At 34.4% G+C, this 16,321-nt stretch carries 15 protein-coding genes and 9 tRNA genes; 20 read left to right on the forward strand and 4 right to left on the reverse strand.

All coding sequences use genetic code 11. The annotated features are described in order from the left end of the window. Positions 1-25 precede the first annotated feature (25 nt). A complete protein-coding gene (locus A9CBEGH2_RS00650; protein ID WP_118278002.1) occupies positions 26-1,084 on the reverse strand; it encodes a helix-turn-helix transcriptional regulator in 1,059 nt (352 codons plus the stop codon). 197 nt (positions 1,085-1,281) lie between these two features. Between A9CBEGH2_RS00650 and A9CBEGH2_RS00655 the strand changes: the two genes are divergently transcribed. Then, positions 1,282-2,451: an NAD(P)-dependent malic enzyme gene (locus A9CBEGH2_RS00655; protein WP_118278003.1), complete on the forward strand. Its 1,170-nt coding sequence runs from the start codon at positions 1,282-1,284 to the stop codon at positions 2,449-2,451. Between the two features lie 25 nt (positions 2,452-2,476). Here the strand turns inward: A9CBEGH2_RS00655 and A9CBEGH2_RS00660 are convergent, their stop codons facing one another. Beyond that, positions 2,477-3,469, reverse strand: coding sequence for an aspartate-semialdehyde dehydrogenase (locus A9CBEGH2_RS00660; RefSeq protein WP_118278052.1), 993 nt, complete (start codon positions 3,467-3,469; stop codon positions 2,477-2,479). Between the two features lie 126 nt (positions 3,470-3,595). Here A9CBEGH2_RS00660 and A9CBEGH2_RS00665 point away from each other — a divergent pair, with 126 nt between their 5' ends. The 12 genes from A9CBEGH2_RS00665 (at position 3,596) to A9CBEGH2_RS00720 (ending at position 7,012) form a co-directional block, all read left to right on the forward strand. Then, positions 3,596-4,030, forward strand: a complete 435-nt coding sequence (locus A9CBEGH2_RS00665) for an ACT domain-containing protein (protein WP_115714386.1) — start codon at positions 3,596-3,598, stop codon at positions 4,028-4,030. Positions 4,031-4,116: 86 nt separating this feature from the next. Then, entirely contained in the window at positions 4,117-4,395 is a 279-nt protein-coding gene (locus tag A9CBEGH2_RS00670; RefSeq protein ID WP_157964909.1) for a cyclic-di-AMP receptor, read from the forward strand. A 131-nt stretch (positions 4,396-4,526) separates the two neighbouring features. Continuing rightward, positions 4,527-4,602: transfer RNA gene (locus A9CBEGH2_RS00675), tRNA-Val, on the forward strand. A 6-nt stretch (positions 4,603-4,608) separates the two neighbouring features. Next, a tRNA-Thr gene (locus A9CBEGH2_RS00680) sits at positions 4,609-4,684 on the forward strand. Positions 4,685-4,692: 8 nt separating this feature from the next. Continuing rightward, positions 4,693-4,768, forward strand: a tRNA-Lys gene (locus tag A9CBEGH2_RS00685). Between the two features lie 10 nt (positions 4,769-4,778). Next, a tRNA-Gly gene (locus A9CBEGH2_RS00690) sits at positions 4,779-4,852 on the forward strand. 18 nt (positions 4,853-4,870) lie between these two features. Next, positions 4,871-4,946: transfer RNA gene (locus A9CBEGH2_RS00695), tRNA-Val, on the forward strand. A 6-nt stretch (positions 4,947-4,952) separates the two neighbouring features. Beyond that, a tRNA-Thr gene (locus A9CBEGH2_RS00700) sits at positions 4,953-5,028 on the forward strand. 7 nt (positions 5,029-5,035) lie between these two features. Continuing rightward, positions 5,036-5,119, forward strand: a tRNA-Tyr gene (locus tag A9CBEGH2_RS00705). Between the two features lie 8 nt (positions 5,120-5,127). Further along, positions 5,128-5,203 (forward strand) — tRNA-Lys (locus tag A9CBEGH2_RS00710). Positions 5,204-5,213: 10 nt separating this feature from the next. Next, positions 5,214-5,287: transfer RNA gene (locus A9CBEGH2_RS00715), tRNA-Gly, on the forward strand. 150 nt (positions 5,288-5,437) lie between these two features. Beyond that, positions 5,438-7,012: an IS1182 family transposase gene (locus tag A9CBEGH2_RS00720; protein ID WP_115715574.1), complete on the forward strand. Its 1,575-nt coding sequence runs from the start codon at positions 5,438-5,440 to the stop codon at positions 7,010-7,012. A 155-nt stretch (positions 7,013-7,167) separates the two neighbouring features. Here A9CBEGH2_RS00720 and A9CBEGH2_RS00725 read toward each other — a convergent pair whose 3' ends face one another. After that, positions 7,168-8,046, reverse strand: a complete 879-nt coding sequence (locus A9CBEGH2_RS00725; protein ID WP_118277991.1) for a class I SAM-dependent methyltransferase — start codon at positions 8,044-8,046, stop codon at positions 7,168-7,170. 239 nt (positions 8,047-8,285) lie between these two features. On the opposite strand from A9CBEGH2_RS00725, the gene A9CBEGH2_RS00730 reads away from it, so the two are divergent. From A9CBEGH2_RS00730 to A9CBEGH2_RS00760, 7 genes are all read left to right on the forward strand, one after another. Then, positions 8,286-9,440: an alanyl-tRNA editing protein gene (locus A9CBEGH2_RS00730; RefSeq protein WP_118277990.1), complete on the forward strand. Its 1,155-nt coding sequence runs from the start codon at positions 8,286-8,288 to the stop codon at positions 9,438-9,440. A gap of 110 nt (positions 9,441-9,550) precedes the next feature. After that, positions 9,551-10,240 (forward strand): ferrichrome ABC transporter substrate-binding protein, encoded by a 690-nt coding sequence (locus tag A9CBEGH2_RS00735; protein WP_115714390.1) that lies wholly within the window; start codon positions 9,551-9,553, stop codon positions 10,238-10,240. 36 nt (positions 10,241-10,276) lie between these two features. After that, positions 10,277-11,506: a hypothetical protein gene (locus A9CBEGH2_RS00740; protein ID WP_118277989.1), complete on the forward strand. Its 1,230-nt coding sequence runs from the start codon at positions 10,277-10,279 to the stop codon at positions 11,504-11,506. Positions 11,507-11,709: 203 nt separating this feature from the next. After that, positions 11,710-12,063, forward strand: coding sequence for a helix-turn-helix domain-containing protein (locus A9CBEGH2_RS00745; RefSeq protein WP_118277988.1), 354 nt, complete (start codon positions 11,710-11,712; stop codon positions 12,061-12,063). Between the two features lie 135 nt (positions 12,064-12,198). Next, a complete protein-coding gene (locus A9CBEGH2_RS00750) occupies positions 12,199-12,342 on the forward strand; it encodes a hypothetical protein (protein ID WP_157964910.1) in 144 nt (47 codons plus the stop codon). 54 nt (positions 12,343-12,396) lie between these two features. Beyond that, positions 12,397-13,527, forward strand: coding sequence for a DUF362 domain-containing protein (locus tag A9CBEGH2_RS00755; RefSeq protein ID WP_115714393.1), 1,131 nt, complete (start codon positions 12,397-12,399; stop codon positions 13,525-13,527). Between the two features lie 80 nt (positions 13,528-13,607). After that, positions 13,608-15,019 (forward strand): IS3 family transposase gene (locus A9CBEGH2_RS00760; RefSeq protein WP_118278058.1). Its coding sequence is split into 2 segments (ribosomal slippage): positions 13,608-14,117 and positions 14,120-15,019, totalling 1,410 coding nucleotides; the frame shifts between segments, so codons are not numbered across the junction. Positions 15,020-15,077: 58 nt separating this feature from the next. Here the strand turns inward: A9CBEGH2_RS00760 and A9CBEGH2_RS00765 are convergent. Then, positions 15,078-16,025 (reverse strand): magnesium transporter CorA family protein, encoded by a 948-nt coding sequence (locus A9CBEGH2_RS00765; protein ID WP_115714394.1) that lies wholly within the window; start codon positions 16,023-16,025, stop codon positions 15,078-15,080. Between the last annotated feature and the right edge of the window lie 296 nt (positions 16,026-16,321).

Below are 16,321 nucleotides of genomic sequence, written 5' to 3' on the forward strand. Positions count from 1 at the left end.
TTTTATATAGATAACCTGCAAAGATTTAATTGTCTTCTTCACTAGAATACTGTTTTAATAAAGTCTGAAAATCTTTGTTGTTTTTTAAAAAGGCAGTTTCTTCATCGTCTTTTATGGATTGCAGAATTGTTTTTTGCATTTTTTTTGCAAAAGTTGAATCCTGTTTTTTCACTTCTATCATACGATACAATGGAGAGGTGCTGATATCTTTAACATGTGTGAAAGATTTCAACATGGGAATTAAAACCTGCATACATTTCATAGGTTTTTTATAAGCGGTGTATAGCTGAAAGAGTGGAAGATAGGAAATATACTCCCATAAGTCCAGTACTTCTGCATTCTTTTTCGCAACCTCTGCGATATAAAAGCTATCTTCTTCCTGCTTTGTTTTAATGGCGATATCCAAAAGAGTTAACAGCGTAGTCTGTATTTCGTTTGCTTGCATTAATAAGTTTTCCTGTGTGATCTTCTGTGCTTTTTCATAGTTTCCTTTTGCCATGTATAATTGTATTTGTTTCTGTTTTTTATCTACAGGTTGTTTATCCGGAATCATTTGCAGCATTTGTTCTGCTTTTTCATAATCTTTCTGATTGATATATTTGGAAATTAGCATGGAGCGTGCCTGCTGCTGAATAGAAATGTTGCTGGAATGCAGTACACGTTCATATAAAGACTCGATTGTCTCTAGTATTTCTTTTTCTGGTTTTGGTTTCTCCATCATATACATGCCTTGTAAAAGTGTTGCGCAGGAAAGAATAAGAAGATCACAGGAAGGGAATTCTTTTACTTTCTTCATTGCACATGTATATGCATTATGAAAACCTTCATTATCATATAATTCAGATACATGATTCATGAAAAGGGCAACTTCCTGTTCGCTTAAATCCTCTTGAAACGATAATAACGTATTTAAATCGGTATCTAAAAGTCTTGCCAGAGGAGGAAGAAGGGTGATATCTGGAAATGAAGTTCCCTTTTCCCATTTGTTGACAGCAGGAGTACTAACTCCAAGAAATTGTGCTATTTGTTCCTGTGTGAGATTTTTTTCAAGTCTTCGCTTTTTTATGATTTCATGCATTTTCATATATCGTTCTCCTTTTTGTTTTCTATATTTATATTATAAAGGGTATGTGTAGATATACAATTGCATTATATTTAACTTTTCTTTTAGAAATTTAACGTATAGTAAATTTTCTCTATATTATATATAGATGACTTTGTATGCTTTTACACGAATAGAAAACGTGATAAAATAAAAAAGAACAAAAGGAGTAGAGAGATATGGACTATGCAAAAAAAGCAATGGAAATGCATGAACAGCTGAAAGGGAAACTGGAAGTTGTTTCAAAAGTAAAAATAGAAACAAGAGATGATTTAAGTACTGCTTATACACCGGGTGTTGCTGCACCATGTTTGGAAATTCAGAAAAATCCTAATAAGAGTTATGAGTTAACAGGAAGAGGGAATTGTGTTGCGGTAATTACCGATGGCAGTGCTGTATTAGGTTTAGGTGATATTGGACCAGAAGCTGGTATGCCCGTCATGGAAGGAAAATGTGTCTTATTCAAAGAATTTGGAGGAGTGGATGCAATTCCTTTATGTATTCGAAGCAAAGATGTTGGAGAAATTGTGAGAACGATTTCTTTGCTTGCGGGAAGTTTTGGCGGAATTAATTTGGAAGATATTGCAGCTCCACGCTGTTTTGAAATAGAGAAAAAATTAAAAGAAGTTTGTGATATTCCTGTATTTCATGATGATCAGCATGGTACAGCAATCGTAGTTGCTAGTGCATTGTTGAATGCATTAAAAGTTGTACATAAAGAAATGGGAACTGTGGATATTGTCATCAATGGAGCAGGAAGTGCTGGTGTAGCAATTGCCAAACTGCTGCTGGATATGAAGTTTGGAAATATCACACTGGTAGATAAAGCTGGTATTTTAAATATTCATAATAACAATCTGACAAGTGGGCAAAGAGAAATTGTGGATATTACTGGATGTGAAAAAGAAGGGACCTTGGCAGATGCTATGAAAGATGCGGATGTATTTATTGGGGTATCTGCACCTAATATTGTATCGGAAGAGATGGTAGCTTCTATGCATAAGGGAGCAATTGTATTTACGATGGCAAATCCTACACCGGAAATTATGCCAGATTTAGCGCTGCATGCAGGTGCCGTTGTTGTTGGTACAGGTAGAAGTGATTTCCCTAACCAGATTAATAATGTTTTGGCTTTCCCAGGTATTTTTAAAGGTGCTTTAGAAGTTCGTGCCAGTGATATCAATGAAGAGATGAAAATTGCTGCAGCGTATGGGATTGCTTCTTTGATTTCAGAAGATGAATTAAAAGCAGATTATATTATTCCAAGCGCATTGGATAAACGAGTGGCAAAAGCAGTTGCTGAAGCTGTAAAAGAAGCGGCAATAAAAAGTGGAGTAGCAAGAATATAATAAAAAGAGCTTTGGCTCTTTTTTGTTATACATGATTTTTGATAAGCAATTCTGCAATCTGTACAGCGTTTAATGCGGCACCTTTTCTAAGCTGATCGCCACAGCACCAAAGGTGTAACGCATGATTTTTGTTTTTCAAATCTTGTCGTATTCTTCCAACATAAACATCATCCTTTTCACTGGAATAAAGCGGCATTGGATATTGGGTGTTGTCATCAAGCAAGATTACACCTTTTGCATCTGCTAATAAATTTTTAGCAGTAGAAACATCAATTTCTTTTTCAAACTCTACGTAAATAGAAAGGCTATGCGAACGGTATACGGGAACTCGTACACACGTACAGCTTATAGATAAATCGTTTTGATGAAGAATTTTTCTGCCTTCGTTTTGCATTTTCATTTCTTCGCTGGTGTAATCGTTTTGTTCAAAATCTCCGATTTGCGGGATCAGGTTAAATGCGATTGGGTAGGGGAAAACCTGATGAGCAAAGCTGCCTTGTATCTGTTCTTTTAATTCGTTGATTCCTTTTTCCCCAGCACCGCTTACTGCCTGATAAGTGGATACGATCATACGCTTGATATGGGCATGTTGATGAAGAGGGTATAAAGCTGTTAAAGCAATGATGGTTGCACAATTTGGATTAGAGATAATTCCTTTATGAGTATAAATGTCTTGTGGATTTATTTCGGGTATCACAAGAGGAATCCCTTTTTCCATACGAAAAGCAGAACTGTTGTCAATAAGAATGGCTCCATCTTGCATGATTGCAGGAAGATAGGACTTCATGATTTTTGCATCTATAGCTCCTAAAACGATATCAATATCTTTAAAACTGCTGTTGTGAAGTTCCTTTATGATATAGCTTTTATCTTTGTAGGTGATCTTTTTGCCAGCACTTTTTTTGCTGGCGAAAAGATATAGATTTTTTATTGGAAAATTTCTGTCTATTAAAAGCTTTAACATTTCATATCCAACGGCACCACTGCCGCCTAAGATGGCAAGGTTATAAGTTTTCATACTAGACTCCTCTCTTTTCTATATAGTATATGAATATAGGATTGAAAAGGTGTTAAATGAAGAAAAAAACTTGAGTTTCTTTTAGGAAGATTGTATGATTAAAAATATATAAAGGGAGGAGAGAATATGCAGAAATTTTATATAGTAGACAGCAGCATTTTGCCGGAAGTTCTTGATAAAGTTATTGAAGCTAGAACACTTTTGTTAAATGGAGAAGTTCGACAGGTAAGTGAAGCTGTGAAAAAAGTTGGGATCAGCAGAGGAACGTACTATAAATATAAAGATTATGTCTTTCTCCCAGATAAGGGGTTAAATGCAAGAAAAGCGGTTATTTCTTTGATGCTGCACCATGATAAGGGGATCTTGTCTGAAGTTTTACAGATCATGTCTCAGGGAAATGCGAATATTCTAACGATTAATCAAAATATTCCAATTCATGATTGGGCAAGTGTTGTTATTTCATTTGATATTAGTGATATGAATATTTCTATTGATGAATTAATGGAAAAATTACGGATATGTCATGGTGTAAATAATCCACAGCTTTTAGCGGTTGAATAACATCTCTTAAATTTAGGGGGATGTTTTCTTTTTAGAATAGCAAATTTTGAAAAAAATATGATATGATTATAACGAGGTGTTTTTACATGAATGTATTGTTGATCATTGCAGAAGAAGAATATATAGATGAAGTTAAAGGAAGGCTTGCAAATGAAGGTTTTTTTGCTACAGAAGTTGGAAGCAATGGTGGATTTCTGGAATATGGAGAAGTTGTTCTTATTCTTGGGGTGGATCAGCATGATACGGAAAAAGTAATGCATCTACTAGAAAAAATTAATGTAATGTATTCATCATCTTTAGATGTGGAAGCTAAGATTCAGGTTTTTTCTATTCCTGCATCTCAATATATAAAGAAAAATGGTTAAATAATAAAGAAGAATAAGGATTGAAAACAATATGCTGAAACAATAAATAAAAAAATAAAAAAAATTATTGACACAAAAAATATCTGATGATATTATATATGGGCACTCAACAAGAGGGTGCTAAAAAAACTGGAGGTTTAGCTCAGTTGGGAGAGCATCTGCCTTACAAGCAGAGGGTCAGCGGTTCGAGCCCGTTAACCTCCACCATGAAATGCCGACTTAGCTCAATTGGTAGAGCAACTGACTTGTAATCAGTAGGTTGTGGGTTCAATTCCTATAGTCGGCACCATTAATGATGACCCGTTAGCTCAGTTGGTAGAGCATCTGACTTTTAATCAGAGGGTCGGGCGTTCGAATCGCCCACGGGTCACCATTTAAAAAATGCGGGTGTAGTTCAATGGTAGAACTTCAGCCTTCCAAGCTGACTACGTGAGTTCGATTCTCATCACCCGCTCCATCTTAAATAAAAAAAACTGGAGGTTTAGCTCAGTTGGGAGAGCATCTGCCTTACAAGCAGAGGGTCAGCGGTTCGAGCCCGTTAACCTCCACCATGAAATGCCGACTTAGCTCAATTGGTAGAGCAACTGACTTGTAATCAGTAGGTTGTGGGTTCAATTCCTATAGTCGGCACCATTTTAACGGAGAGGTAGCGAAGTGGCTAAACGCGGCTGACTGTAACTCAGTTCCTTTTGGTTCGGCGGTTCGAATCCGTCCCTCTCCACCATTAATGATGACCCGTTAGCTCAGTTGGTAGAGCATCTGACTTTTAATCAGAGGGTCGGGCGTTCGAATCGCCCACGGGTCACCATTTAAAAAATGCGGGTGTAGTTCAATGGTAGAACTTCAGCCTTCCAAGCTGACTACGTGAGTTCGATTCTCATCACCCGCTCCATTGGGATTGCCTATCCATACTTTGTATGGATATTTTTTTATATTTTTGATAATGAAAAAGGGGCTGTGACAGATAAATCAAAGCTCTAAGGTAAAAAAATACACCCAATCCTATAAGGAAAAAGGTGTATTTTTTTGGTATAATTTATGTATGACAATTACTCAAATTAACCAACCAAATTATACAGCATATCAGCCATATATGCTACTGGATTTTGAATTTTCTTTTCAAAACGATGTCCTTAAGGATGATTTGAGTATCACGATCCTGGAAGTCTTGAGGAGGATTGATCTGAGTAAGTTCATAGATTTCCATCATCTTGATTCTCGTTCTTATGATCCTGTCATGATGCTGACCGTCATTCTTATGGCCTTCGCTGAAGACGGCTACGCTTCTTTACGCAAGCTGGAAAAACTTTGCCGCTATGATGTCCGTTATCGCAGTATCACAAACGGCTTCATTCCCAGCTACAAGAGCTTTGAACGCTTCATCAATAACACACTGAAAGAATCGATAGAAACCATTGCGAAAGAAATCTATCTGTATGTACAAGATGAAAAGGCATTGGAAGAACAGATTCTTTATATTGACGGGACGAAATTTGAGGCCAATGCCAATAAGATGACTTTCTGCTGGAGAGGCTGGAGCAAGCGTTATCTTCCAAGACACTGGCAGAAATGCATGGAACTGTTGAGACAGGTAAACCGATACTTTAAGAAACATGAAATCGATATACATTATTCGATTCTGAAATATCCAAATATCGAATATATGATAAAAATAGATGAAGCACTTGAAAACTGGCTGAAGGAAAAAGAACATATCCGAAAAGGCAGAGGAAAACACGAGATCGCAAAATTGTGCGATGAACTGAAGAAAAGTGCAGTCAAGATGTGGCAGTATGCCATACAGGAAGATATACTTGGAGAAAGAAACAGTTTCTCCAAGACGGATCCGGATGCCACATTCATGCATATGAAATATGATTATTATAATCACACGAATGTGTTCAAGCCTGGATATAATGTACAGATAGGAGTAAACAATGGGTACATCGCTTATCAGTATATCAGCAGTGATGCCAACGACATGAGAACCCTGCAGCCATTTACAGAAGGATACAAAGAACTGTATGGGCAGTATCCAAAGATGGAAGTAACGGATGCAGGATATGGGAGCTATGAAAACTACAGCTACTGTAAAAGCAAGGGGATCAAAGGCATATTGAAATATAGCGGATATGAAAAGAAGAAAGAAAAAGTAACTGACAAGAACCGTTATCAGCTGCGGCATATGGAACGCATGGAGGATGGAACACCAGTTTGTCCTGCAGGACATGTGTTTGAAAAAGAGCGAATCGGAGTAAATCTCCAGGGACAGTATCCAAAAATGACAGTGTATTATAGAAATAAAAACTGTTGTGGGTGTGCACAAAGAAATAAATGCACGACTTCAAAAAATGGAAGAAGTGCAAGGATCGTACCGGCATTAGAGAAGATGCATACAGAAATAGATGAATATCTAAAGAGCGAAGAAGGAAAGATGTTGATGAGGAAACGCAGCGCACAGGCAGAGGGGGCATTTGCGGATATCAAGCAGGACTTTGAATATGTGCGACTTCATCGACGAGGGGAAAGCGGAGTAAAAGTAGAATTGATTCTGGTATGTATAGGATATAACCTAAGAAAGTACCATAATCGAAAAAAGGTGAAAAATATGAATTAGTTTTCCACAATGAGCAGGGGGAAGATTGAAAAGCAAAGGTAGAAAATAGCTATTTTAAGGATAGTTGTTTTTAAAATACCCAAAAGCAGGAAGAATTATTAAAAAAAGCTGTGATTTTCGGAGAAACTATAATTTCTCTTACTCGTCACAGCCCCTTATTTTTTTACCCAGCGTCCATAAATACCACATGGAAGAATGGTGTGACTTTTTGTAATAGGTAAACCAATTTCCCCTGTTTCTAAATATCCATTTGGGTGTTTTTTTAATACTGTGCTGTTTAGCAGATTATGTAATACAGTTGGTGGAAATCCTGTTGTATAAGAGTTGACTAAGAAGAATAAAGGATCTTCATCTAATATTTCCATACAAGCAGAGATTAAAGGATATAACTGCTCTTCTAATTTCCATACTTCTCCATTTGGTCCTCTGCCATAGCTTGGTGGATCCATAATGATCGCATGATATGTTCTTCCTCTTCGTTTTTCTCTTTGTACAAATTTTAATACATCATCCACAATAAAACGAATCTTTTTATCTTCTAAATGGGAAAGAACCATATTTTCTTTTGCCCAGGAAACCATTCCTTTGCTGGCATCAACATGTACAACTTCACTTGCTCCTGCAGCTGCACAAGCCATCGTAGCTCCTCCTGTATAAGCGAATAAATTTAATACTCGAATATCATCGCGTTTGCTGTCTTTGATTTTCTTCATCATAAAATCCCAGTTGGCAGCTTGTTCTGGAAATAATCCGGTATGTTTAAATCCGGTAGGTGAAACTTTGAAACGAAGTTCCTTAAATGAAATCGTCCAGCTTTCTTTAAACTTTTTCTTATACTCCCAATGGCCTCCGCCACTTTTACTTCTATGATAATGGGCATGAGGGTTTTTCCACAAGCTGTCTTCTGTATCAACAGGCCAGATAACCTGAGGATCAGGACGTCTTAGAATAATATCTTTCCATCTTTCCAGTTTTTCACCATTTCCAGCATCTATACATTCATAATCTAACCATTGATCTGCAACCTGATTCATAAAAATCCTCCCTGTCATTGTTTTCTGTATTATTATACATGATTTAAAGGGGATAGAAAAGAGATAAAAACATTCATCTTTTTTATGAGTTATAGTTTTATATGTTTTTAGAAAAGAATATCTATTTTTTTAAAAGAAGTGCTGCATATAGTTTTATGAAAATGCTTTCTTTTTGTGTAAGAAAAAGAAAAATGTGCTAAAATATAATAAAATTATGGATTAAAGGAGGTTTCGATCCTATGTTCAACAAATTGTATGATAATTGTTTTAAAACAGAGCTTCAAACAGAAGTTATTAAAGTTAAAGAAGATAAAGGAATGTACTGGCATGCTTTTAAGGATACCATATTCTATGTGGAAGGGGGAGGAATGGAAAGTGATATTGGTATGATTGATCGCCATATGGTCCATGGATTGAAGAAAGAAGATGGATATGTATGGCATCTGTTAGATGAAAAATTAGAAGGCAGTGTATTTATGAGCGTGAACCTTCATGAAAGGTTTCGTAAATGTCAGATTCATACGGCTCAGCATTTGATTAGTGCTGTTCTTCAAAATGTATATAATGTAAAAACATTATCACATCATGTAAGTGATGAGGTAAATGATGTAGAATTAAGTTTTGATAATTTTAATGAAAAAATGGCGATTGAACTGCAGGTTTTGTGCAATGGTTTGATTCGTGATGATTTGGCAGTTTCTATATTATATCCGACACATGCAGAGGCAAATGAATATTTAACTGATAAAGAAATCATGCGCTCAGATCTTCGTGTTGTAAGAATTGGTGTATTGGATTATACAATGTGTGGATGTATGCATGTGCCATCTTTACGTTATTTGCAAATGCTGTTTATTGAAGGATTTGAAAAGACGAAAAATGGTTATAAGATTCGTTATTTGGTTGGTGATCAGCTGCTTGACTGTATCAGACGCCGCTATCGTGTTTTAGATGAGGCAAGTGATACATTGGCAGTTTCTCATTTGTATCTTAATACAGGGGTCAGCCGTTTGTTAAGTGAAAACAAACAGCTTCGAAAACATGTGGATGAGTGGAAAGATAAATATATATCTTCCCTGGCTAGAGAACTTGGAAACAGCAAGGAAGAAGTTCTTGTGAGAACATTTGAAGATTTGGATTCAAAAGGAATGCATCGTTTGGCGCAAATGATTTGTGACAAATATCATAAGGCAGTTGTATTTTTAACTCGTGATTATGATAATGCGCATATTGTGATTGCTAAGCATGAACAAAGTAATTTTGATGTTAAGCATGTATTTGATCATTTTGTATCAGAATATCACATAAAAGGCTCTTGTAAAGGAAATACAGCACAAGGTGGAGGCCTTTATAGAGAAGAAATGGAAACGTATATGAAAACTTTGATCCTGTAAGATGTTTACAGGATTTTCTTAATCATGAAGAAATTCTTAAAATTGATAAGAGGATTCGTTTTTAAAGGAAATCTATGGTATACTTATAATCGCTTTATGGAGGTAAACTCATGAAACAAATAGTAAAAATGGTACTGCTTTCCTGCTGCATCTTTTCATTTCTGATGGTAAATGGCTGCAGTAAAAAGGAAGAGAACAAAAAAGAACAAATAACGGAAGAACCAAAGGAAAAAACACAACTGATTGAAAATCAGCAATATACTTCTCCTTTGAATCCTACAGAAAATCAGATACTTGCATATAATGATTTAAGTGCTGCAGTGGAAAAAGAAGATAATAAAGAAGAGGCAAAACAGGTTGCGATTAGTTTTGTTTATGATTTTTTCACATTGTCGAATAAAAAATCTGCTGAAGATATTGGCGGTCTGCAATTTATTCCAAGTAATAAGGTAGCTACTTTTATGCAGTATGCGAAATCTTATTATTACAGCAATTATTCTACAATTGTAAATGAATATGGAAAAGAAAATCTTCCAGAGGTAGATCAGGTTAGTGTCGAAAGCATGGAAGAGGCACAATTAGATTTTGGTAAATTTACAAATTCTGGATACATTATAAAACTAAAGGTAACTTATAAAGAAAATAAATTACCTCAAGAGGCATTAAAAACGAATATGACATTACGTATCAGCAATTTTGAAGACTTCTTATATGATCGAAGTGTTGATTATACAAAAGATCCTCTTGTTTTAAAACAGGAAACATATCAGATGTGCTGGAGAGTACTAGGGGTAGAGTAGGGAGTGAATCATCAGTCCTTTTTGAAAGGAGAAACTATGGCTATTGAAATTGTAGTAGAAAGTAAATTAGAAAAAGAAGAGGAACGTGAACAGTTTAGTTCTTATTTAAAACAGCTTTGTGAAAAGAAACAGTTAAAGATAGAAGATTATGATACAAGCGTTATTATTGAGGTGTGTCCTTATGGTTATATTGAGTGCAGTTATGAAGGACGTTTTGTATCGCTGGCAAGTGAAAGTGATGTAGCTGGTCCTGGTTTTCATGCTTATGTGTGCTCTTTTATTGATGAAGTTATTGCGGATAATAACAGTATGAAATGGGAAGTTAGTGATCCTGCAAAATATTATGAGGAAAGAAACTTTGAAAATTTAAAATATGGTACATTTTATCGCTGGCTAAGAGATATTCGTGAGTATGCGGGAAAAAATGAAATAAACGAGATTTGCTGGAATAATGATTTTTACAGACCATCTTCTCTAGAAAATCATCTTGTAACACCACTTGGATATATTTCCCTGGAAGATTTTTTAAATCGAGATATAGAGGATCTAGCTAATGATTTCTTTATTTGGAATACACAAGAACGTGATGCACGATTTTATCGCAATTGTGCTTTAGCGCTTCTATGTAAAGATGGATTCTTTTCTTATAGTGCTATGAATGAATTTACAGATAAAATGGCAAATACAATTATAGATTATTTAGAGGCAGCATATGAAAAGGATGATACGGAAGCATTGCCTATGAAGGAATATCGCTTATTATGTAATGCAATTTATCGACAGGAAGCTATCAAACATGCAAATTTACTTGAACTGCATAATGCAGGATATAGGAAGAATACAATCTATTATCCTTTTGGAAACTGGGATATCCCAATGGATGGATTTGCGGAAAAAAGTTTTGATAAAAGTACACAGACCATGCATTTTATGGCACCATACAAAAGTGCAGATACACCATGGGAATGGATGGTAAAAGTGAATGCCTATACTTTTGATGCGGAAGTTTCCAATTATGTGGAAGCTATAAAACATCCATCAAAAGAAACGATAGAAGAATTTTCTATATGCTCAGAAAACTGCGATGGAAAAGGAATCGTAGAAAATCTAGGAGAATATTTACGTATTCTTGTACAATTTAATCATGAACATGATATGTTGTTTATAGAAGGTTTTGCGAGTGATGAAGCATCAATACATAAATTAAAAACATATTGTGAACAGGTCGTACACCAGGTAAGGGAAGAAGAAACGATTAAAAATTAGAAGAGATGTAATATTTCTTCTTTTTTTATACAGAAATGGAATAAGTATAGAATGTGATTTTGTATAAATATACATATAAGCTCTTAAAAAGATACTATATAATTCTAAAATAAAGAAATAATTACATATTTTACTCTTTGTTTTTCTTAAATAGAGGAAAAAGATAAGAAGTATCCTATAATTAAAAAAACAAGAGGTGGAGTATGGCAACGTTAACAGAAATCAATCATATCGTTGGAAAAGCAATTCGAGAAGGTATGCAGAGAAAAAACATGACACAGCAGGAACTTGCAAATGCGGTGGGTTCTACACAACGTTCGATTTCGTCTTATGTTACAGGAAAAACACAACCTCCTTTGGATATTTTAAACAATATTTGTAAAGAATTGGAAATAAGTATGGATCAGATTCTGCTGCTTCCTGTGTATCATCATCCAAGCCGTATTGTGAGTGAGAAAGATGAAATTGAATATATAAGTCAGCTGGATGGTCTTTCCGCATTAAAGAAAAAAGAGTTTGTACAAATTGTTCGTCAAATGCGTAAATTAATTAAATAGCTGGAAATTTTTCCCAAAATAAGGAAAATACTCCAGTTTTTTTACTTTTATTTAAATATTTCTGATTTCTATACCACTTGCTATATAGACAAATTTCTGTATTCCTCTATACTATATATAAGAGGGTGACTATATATGGAAGAAAACATAAAAATGAATGTAACAAAAGAAGAATTAGAAATTATACAGTTTTATAGAAATCTTAGTGAAGAAAAGAAAGAAATATTTCAAGAGTTCATATGTTCTTTGAAAAATATGATGCAAGATTTTAATGATTAGTGTTTTTGTCTTCTCTTTTTTGATAAAATAAAAGAAAAGAAAGAGGAGAGAAATATGGAAGAAAAAGCAAAGGTTTACTGGTGTGATTTTCGTGCAGTTCCTGGAACGAATTTATTAGAAAAGCTAAAAAGACTTATGCGTCATGCAGGAATTGAAACAATTGATTTTGATAAGAAAATGGCTGCGATTAAAATTCATTTTGGTGAACCGGGAAATTTATCTTATCTGCGTCCGAATTACGCAAAAGCTGTTGCAGATGTGGTGAAAGAATTAGGAGGAATGCCTTTTTTAACCGACTGTAATACGCTGTATGTGGGAAGAAGAAAAAATGCACTTGATCATTTAGAAACAGCGTATGAAAATGGGTTTTCTCCATTTTCTACGGGGTGTCATGTATTGATTGGAGATGGATTAAAAGGAACAGATGATATAGAAGTCCCAGTTCGTAATGGAGAGCTTTGTAAAACTGCGAAAATAGGAAAGGCCATTATGGATGCAGATGTTTTTATTTCGCTAAGTCATTTTAAAGGACATGAATGTACTGGTTTTGGCGGAGCGTTAAAAAATATAGGTATGGGTTGTGGTTCCAGAGCGGGAAAAATGGAACAGCATAATTCAGGAAAGCCAAGTGTAGATACAAAGTTATGCAGGGGTTGTCATGTATGTGAGAAAAATTGTGCGCAGGATGCCATTTACTTTGATGAAAATCGTCATGCGCATATCGACCATGAACGTTGTGTAGGTTGCGGAAGATGTTTAGGTTCCTGTAATTTTGATGCGATTTATAACGAAAATTCCAGTGCAAATGATGATTTAAATCGAAAGATTGCGGAATACAGTATGGCAGTAGTAGATGGACGTGATAATTTCCATATAAATCTTGTTATGGATGTATCACCGTATTGCGATTGCCATCCAGAAAATGATTTGCCGATTATTCCTGATGTTGGAATGTTTGCATCCTTTGATCCAGTTGCGTTAGATCAGGCTTGTGCTGATATGTGCAATAAGATGGATGTAACAAATGGAAGTTTATTGGATGAACATATCCATGCACATGACTTTAAAGATCATCATGATCATTTTACAAATGTGAGTCCTCAAACAGATTGGAAAGTATGTCTGGAACATGCAGAAAAGATTGGGTTGGGGACAAGAAACTATGAGCTAATAAAGGTGCAGTAATTATGTCAAAAAAAGTATCGACTGAAATATGAAATGAACCCCGTTATTTGGACACCAAATAATGGAGGTTCATTTTTATTATGGCAAAACTGACAAGAGAACAAAAAATAGAATTATATAAAAAACGAAAACAAGGAGAAACTGTATCGTCTTTATCTAAAGAATATCAAATAAAATCTAGTAAGATTAATTATTTAGTTAGATTAATAGATAGACATGGATTTGATATTTTAAGATCTAACAAAAATAATTATTATTCACCAGAATTGAAATTAGAAATTATTAATAAAGTCCTTATTGACGGTCAATCATCAACGAGTACAGCTATTGAATTTGGTTTGACTAGTGATGGATTATTAAATAACTGGATTAACTCGTACAAAGAGAATGGATATGTTATAGTAGAAAAAAAGAAAGGAAGACCATCTACTATGAACAAAGAAAATCAATTCAATAAAAAATATGAAGATATGTCACCTGAAGAAAAAATAAAATATCTTGAAAATAAAAATCAGTATCTAGAAGCAGAGAATGAATACTTAAAAAAGCTGCGTGCTGCAGTTCAGAAAAGGAAAAATCAACAATCGAAGAAAAAGTAACGATTGTTTGTGAACTGCAGCTTAAATATTCATTAAAGATTCTTCTTAAAATATCAGGATTAAAACGTTCAACTTATTACTACACATTATCAAAGACTAACAAAGATATGAAAAATGATGAAATAATGAATATTATCATCCATATCTTTTATACACATAAGGAACGATATGGGTATCGTAGAATAACTTTGGAGCTAAGAAATATGGGTTATACGATCAATCATAAGAAAGTCAAACGATTAATGTCTATAATGGGATTATATGGACAAACACCAAAAGCAAGATATAAATCATATAAAGGCGATATGAATGGTACAACAAAAAATTTATTACTTAGTAAAGTAGTAGACGAAGAAAAACATAAAACATATTATGATAGAAACTTCAATACAACAAGATGCAATGAAATATGGTCTACAGATGTATCAGAGTTTCATATAGCAGCAGGCAAGCTTTATCTATCACCGATATTAGATTTGCATAATCGAGAAATAGTATCATTCAATATATCAAAAAGTCCAAATTTTGAACAAATAAAAGATATGCTTAAACAAGCATTTGATAAATATGACAATTTAGAAGGATTGAAATTTCATAGCGATCAGGGCTGGCAATATCAGATGCAGTCATATCATGAAATGCTTGAAGAAAAAAGAATTCAACAATCGATGTCAAGGAAAGGGAACTGTTTAGATAATTCACCAATGGAGAATTTTTTTGGAAGGATGAAGAATGAAATGTTTTATGGGTATGAATATAGTTTTAAAACATTAGATGATTTAAAGGTTGCGATGGAAGAATATATTGATTATTATAATACACAAAGAATAACAGCAAAATTAAAAGGACTAACTCCTGTCCAATACAGGAATCAATCCTTAATAACTGCTTAAAAACAAATTTAATTAAGTGTCCAACAAATTGGGTTCACTTCAATAAGCCGATACTTTTTTAATGAAACATATCTTTCTTTTTGAAAATCAATGTAGCAATAATACATGCGACTATCGCAATCAATGCTGGAATCCACCACATAGTGCCATCAAATCCATTTACGTTCATTCCATAGAAACTGAAAATGATGTTTGGAATTGCCATTACGATGGTGATAACCGTTAAAACCTTCATCACGATATTTAAGTTATTGGAAATAACAGAAGCAAAAGCATCCATTGTTCCAGATAAGATGTTGGAATAAATATTACACATTTCAATTGCCTGGTGAATTTCAATCAAAACATCTTCCAGTAAATCCTGATCTTCCTCATAAAGTTTGATTAACTTACCACGCATGATCTTATTTAAAGTAACCTCATCTGTTTTTAGTGAAGTAGAGAAATAAACAAGAGATTTCTCTAATCCAAGCATTTGAATAAGTTCCTGATTACGCATGGATTGATGCAGACGTTTTTCCGTACGTGAAGATACACGATCAATCTGACGCAAATAAATCAAGAAACGCTGTGCGATTTTTAATAACAGTAAAAGCAGGAATCGTGTTTTCATATCTGTATTCATGCCACGTATTCTTCCTTTTGCCATATCTTCGATATTTAAATTATCATATAAACAAATCGTTACAATATAACCCTTCATAATAACAACCCCTAATGGAAGTGTTGTATATAACAAGGTATTTTCATCCGCTGCATCATCTTCATCGGCATTTGGATAATCGACAATAACTAATGTTTGTGCTTCATCATCATCATAGTCAATATGTGAACTTTCTTCTTCATCTAAGGAAGCTTTTACGAATTCAGGCAAGACACCAATTTCATTAATCAGATAATCAATTTCCTGCTGTGTAGGAGCAATTGCGCTAATCCAGCATCCATGCTGCGGCGCATCTATTTTTTTTGTAATTCCATCTTCAAAAGTTTTGTAAAATTCTAACATAGTTTCCCTCCTCTTTTACAGGAGGATCGTGTAACATGCCTCCTGCATATATATTATTTTATACGTATTCGAATAAGGACTTTCGGGTTCTGGAGACATGACATACACCTTCTTTCTCTAACTTTCTGTATTATAGCACAGAAAAACTGCTAAGATAACAAAAAAACCTCTAAAAGAGGATTTTTTGTTTCAGACTGTTGACAAAGGTGTCGACAGTCTATTTTTTATATGATAGAATAAAAAAGGCAAAAAGATTCCTATTTTACCCAAAAACATATGGTTCTTTTTGCCTTTTA

Source organism: Amedibacterium intestinale, from assembly GCF_010537335.1.
Taxonomy (GTDB): domain Bacteria; phylum Bacillota_I; class Bacilli_A; order Erysipelotrichales; family Erysipelotrichaceae; genus Amedibacterium; species Amedibacterium intestinale.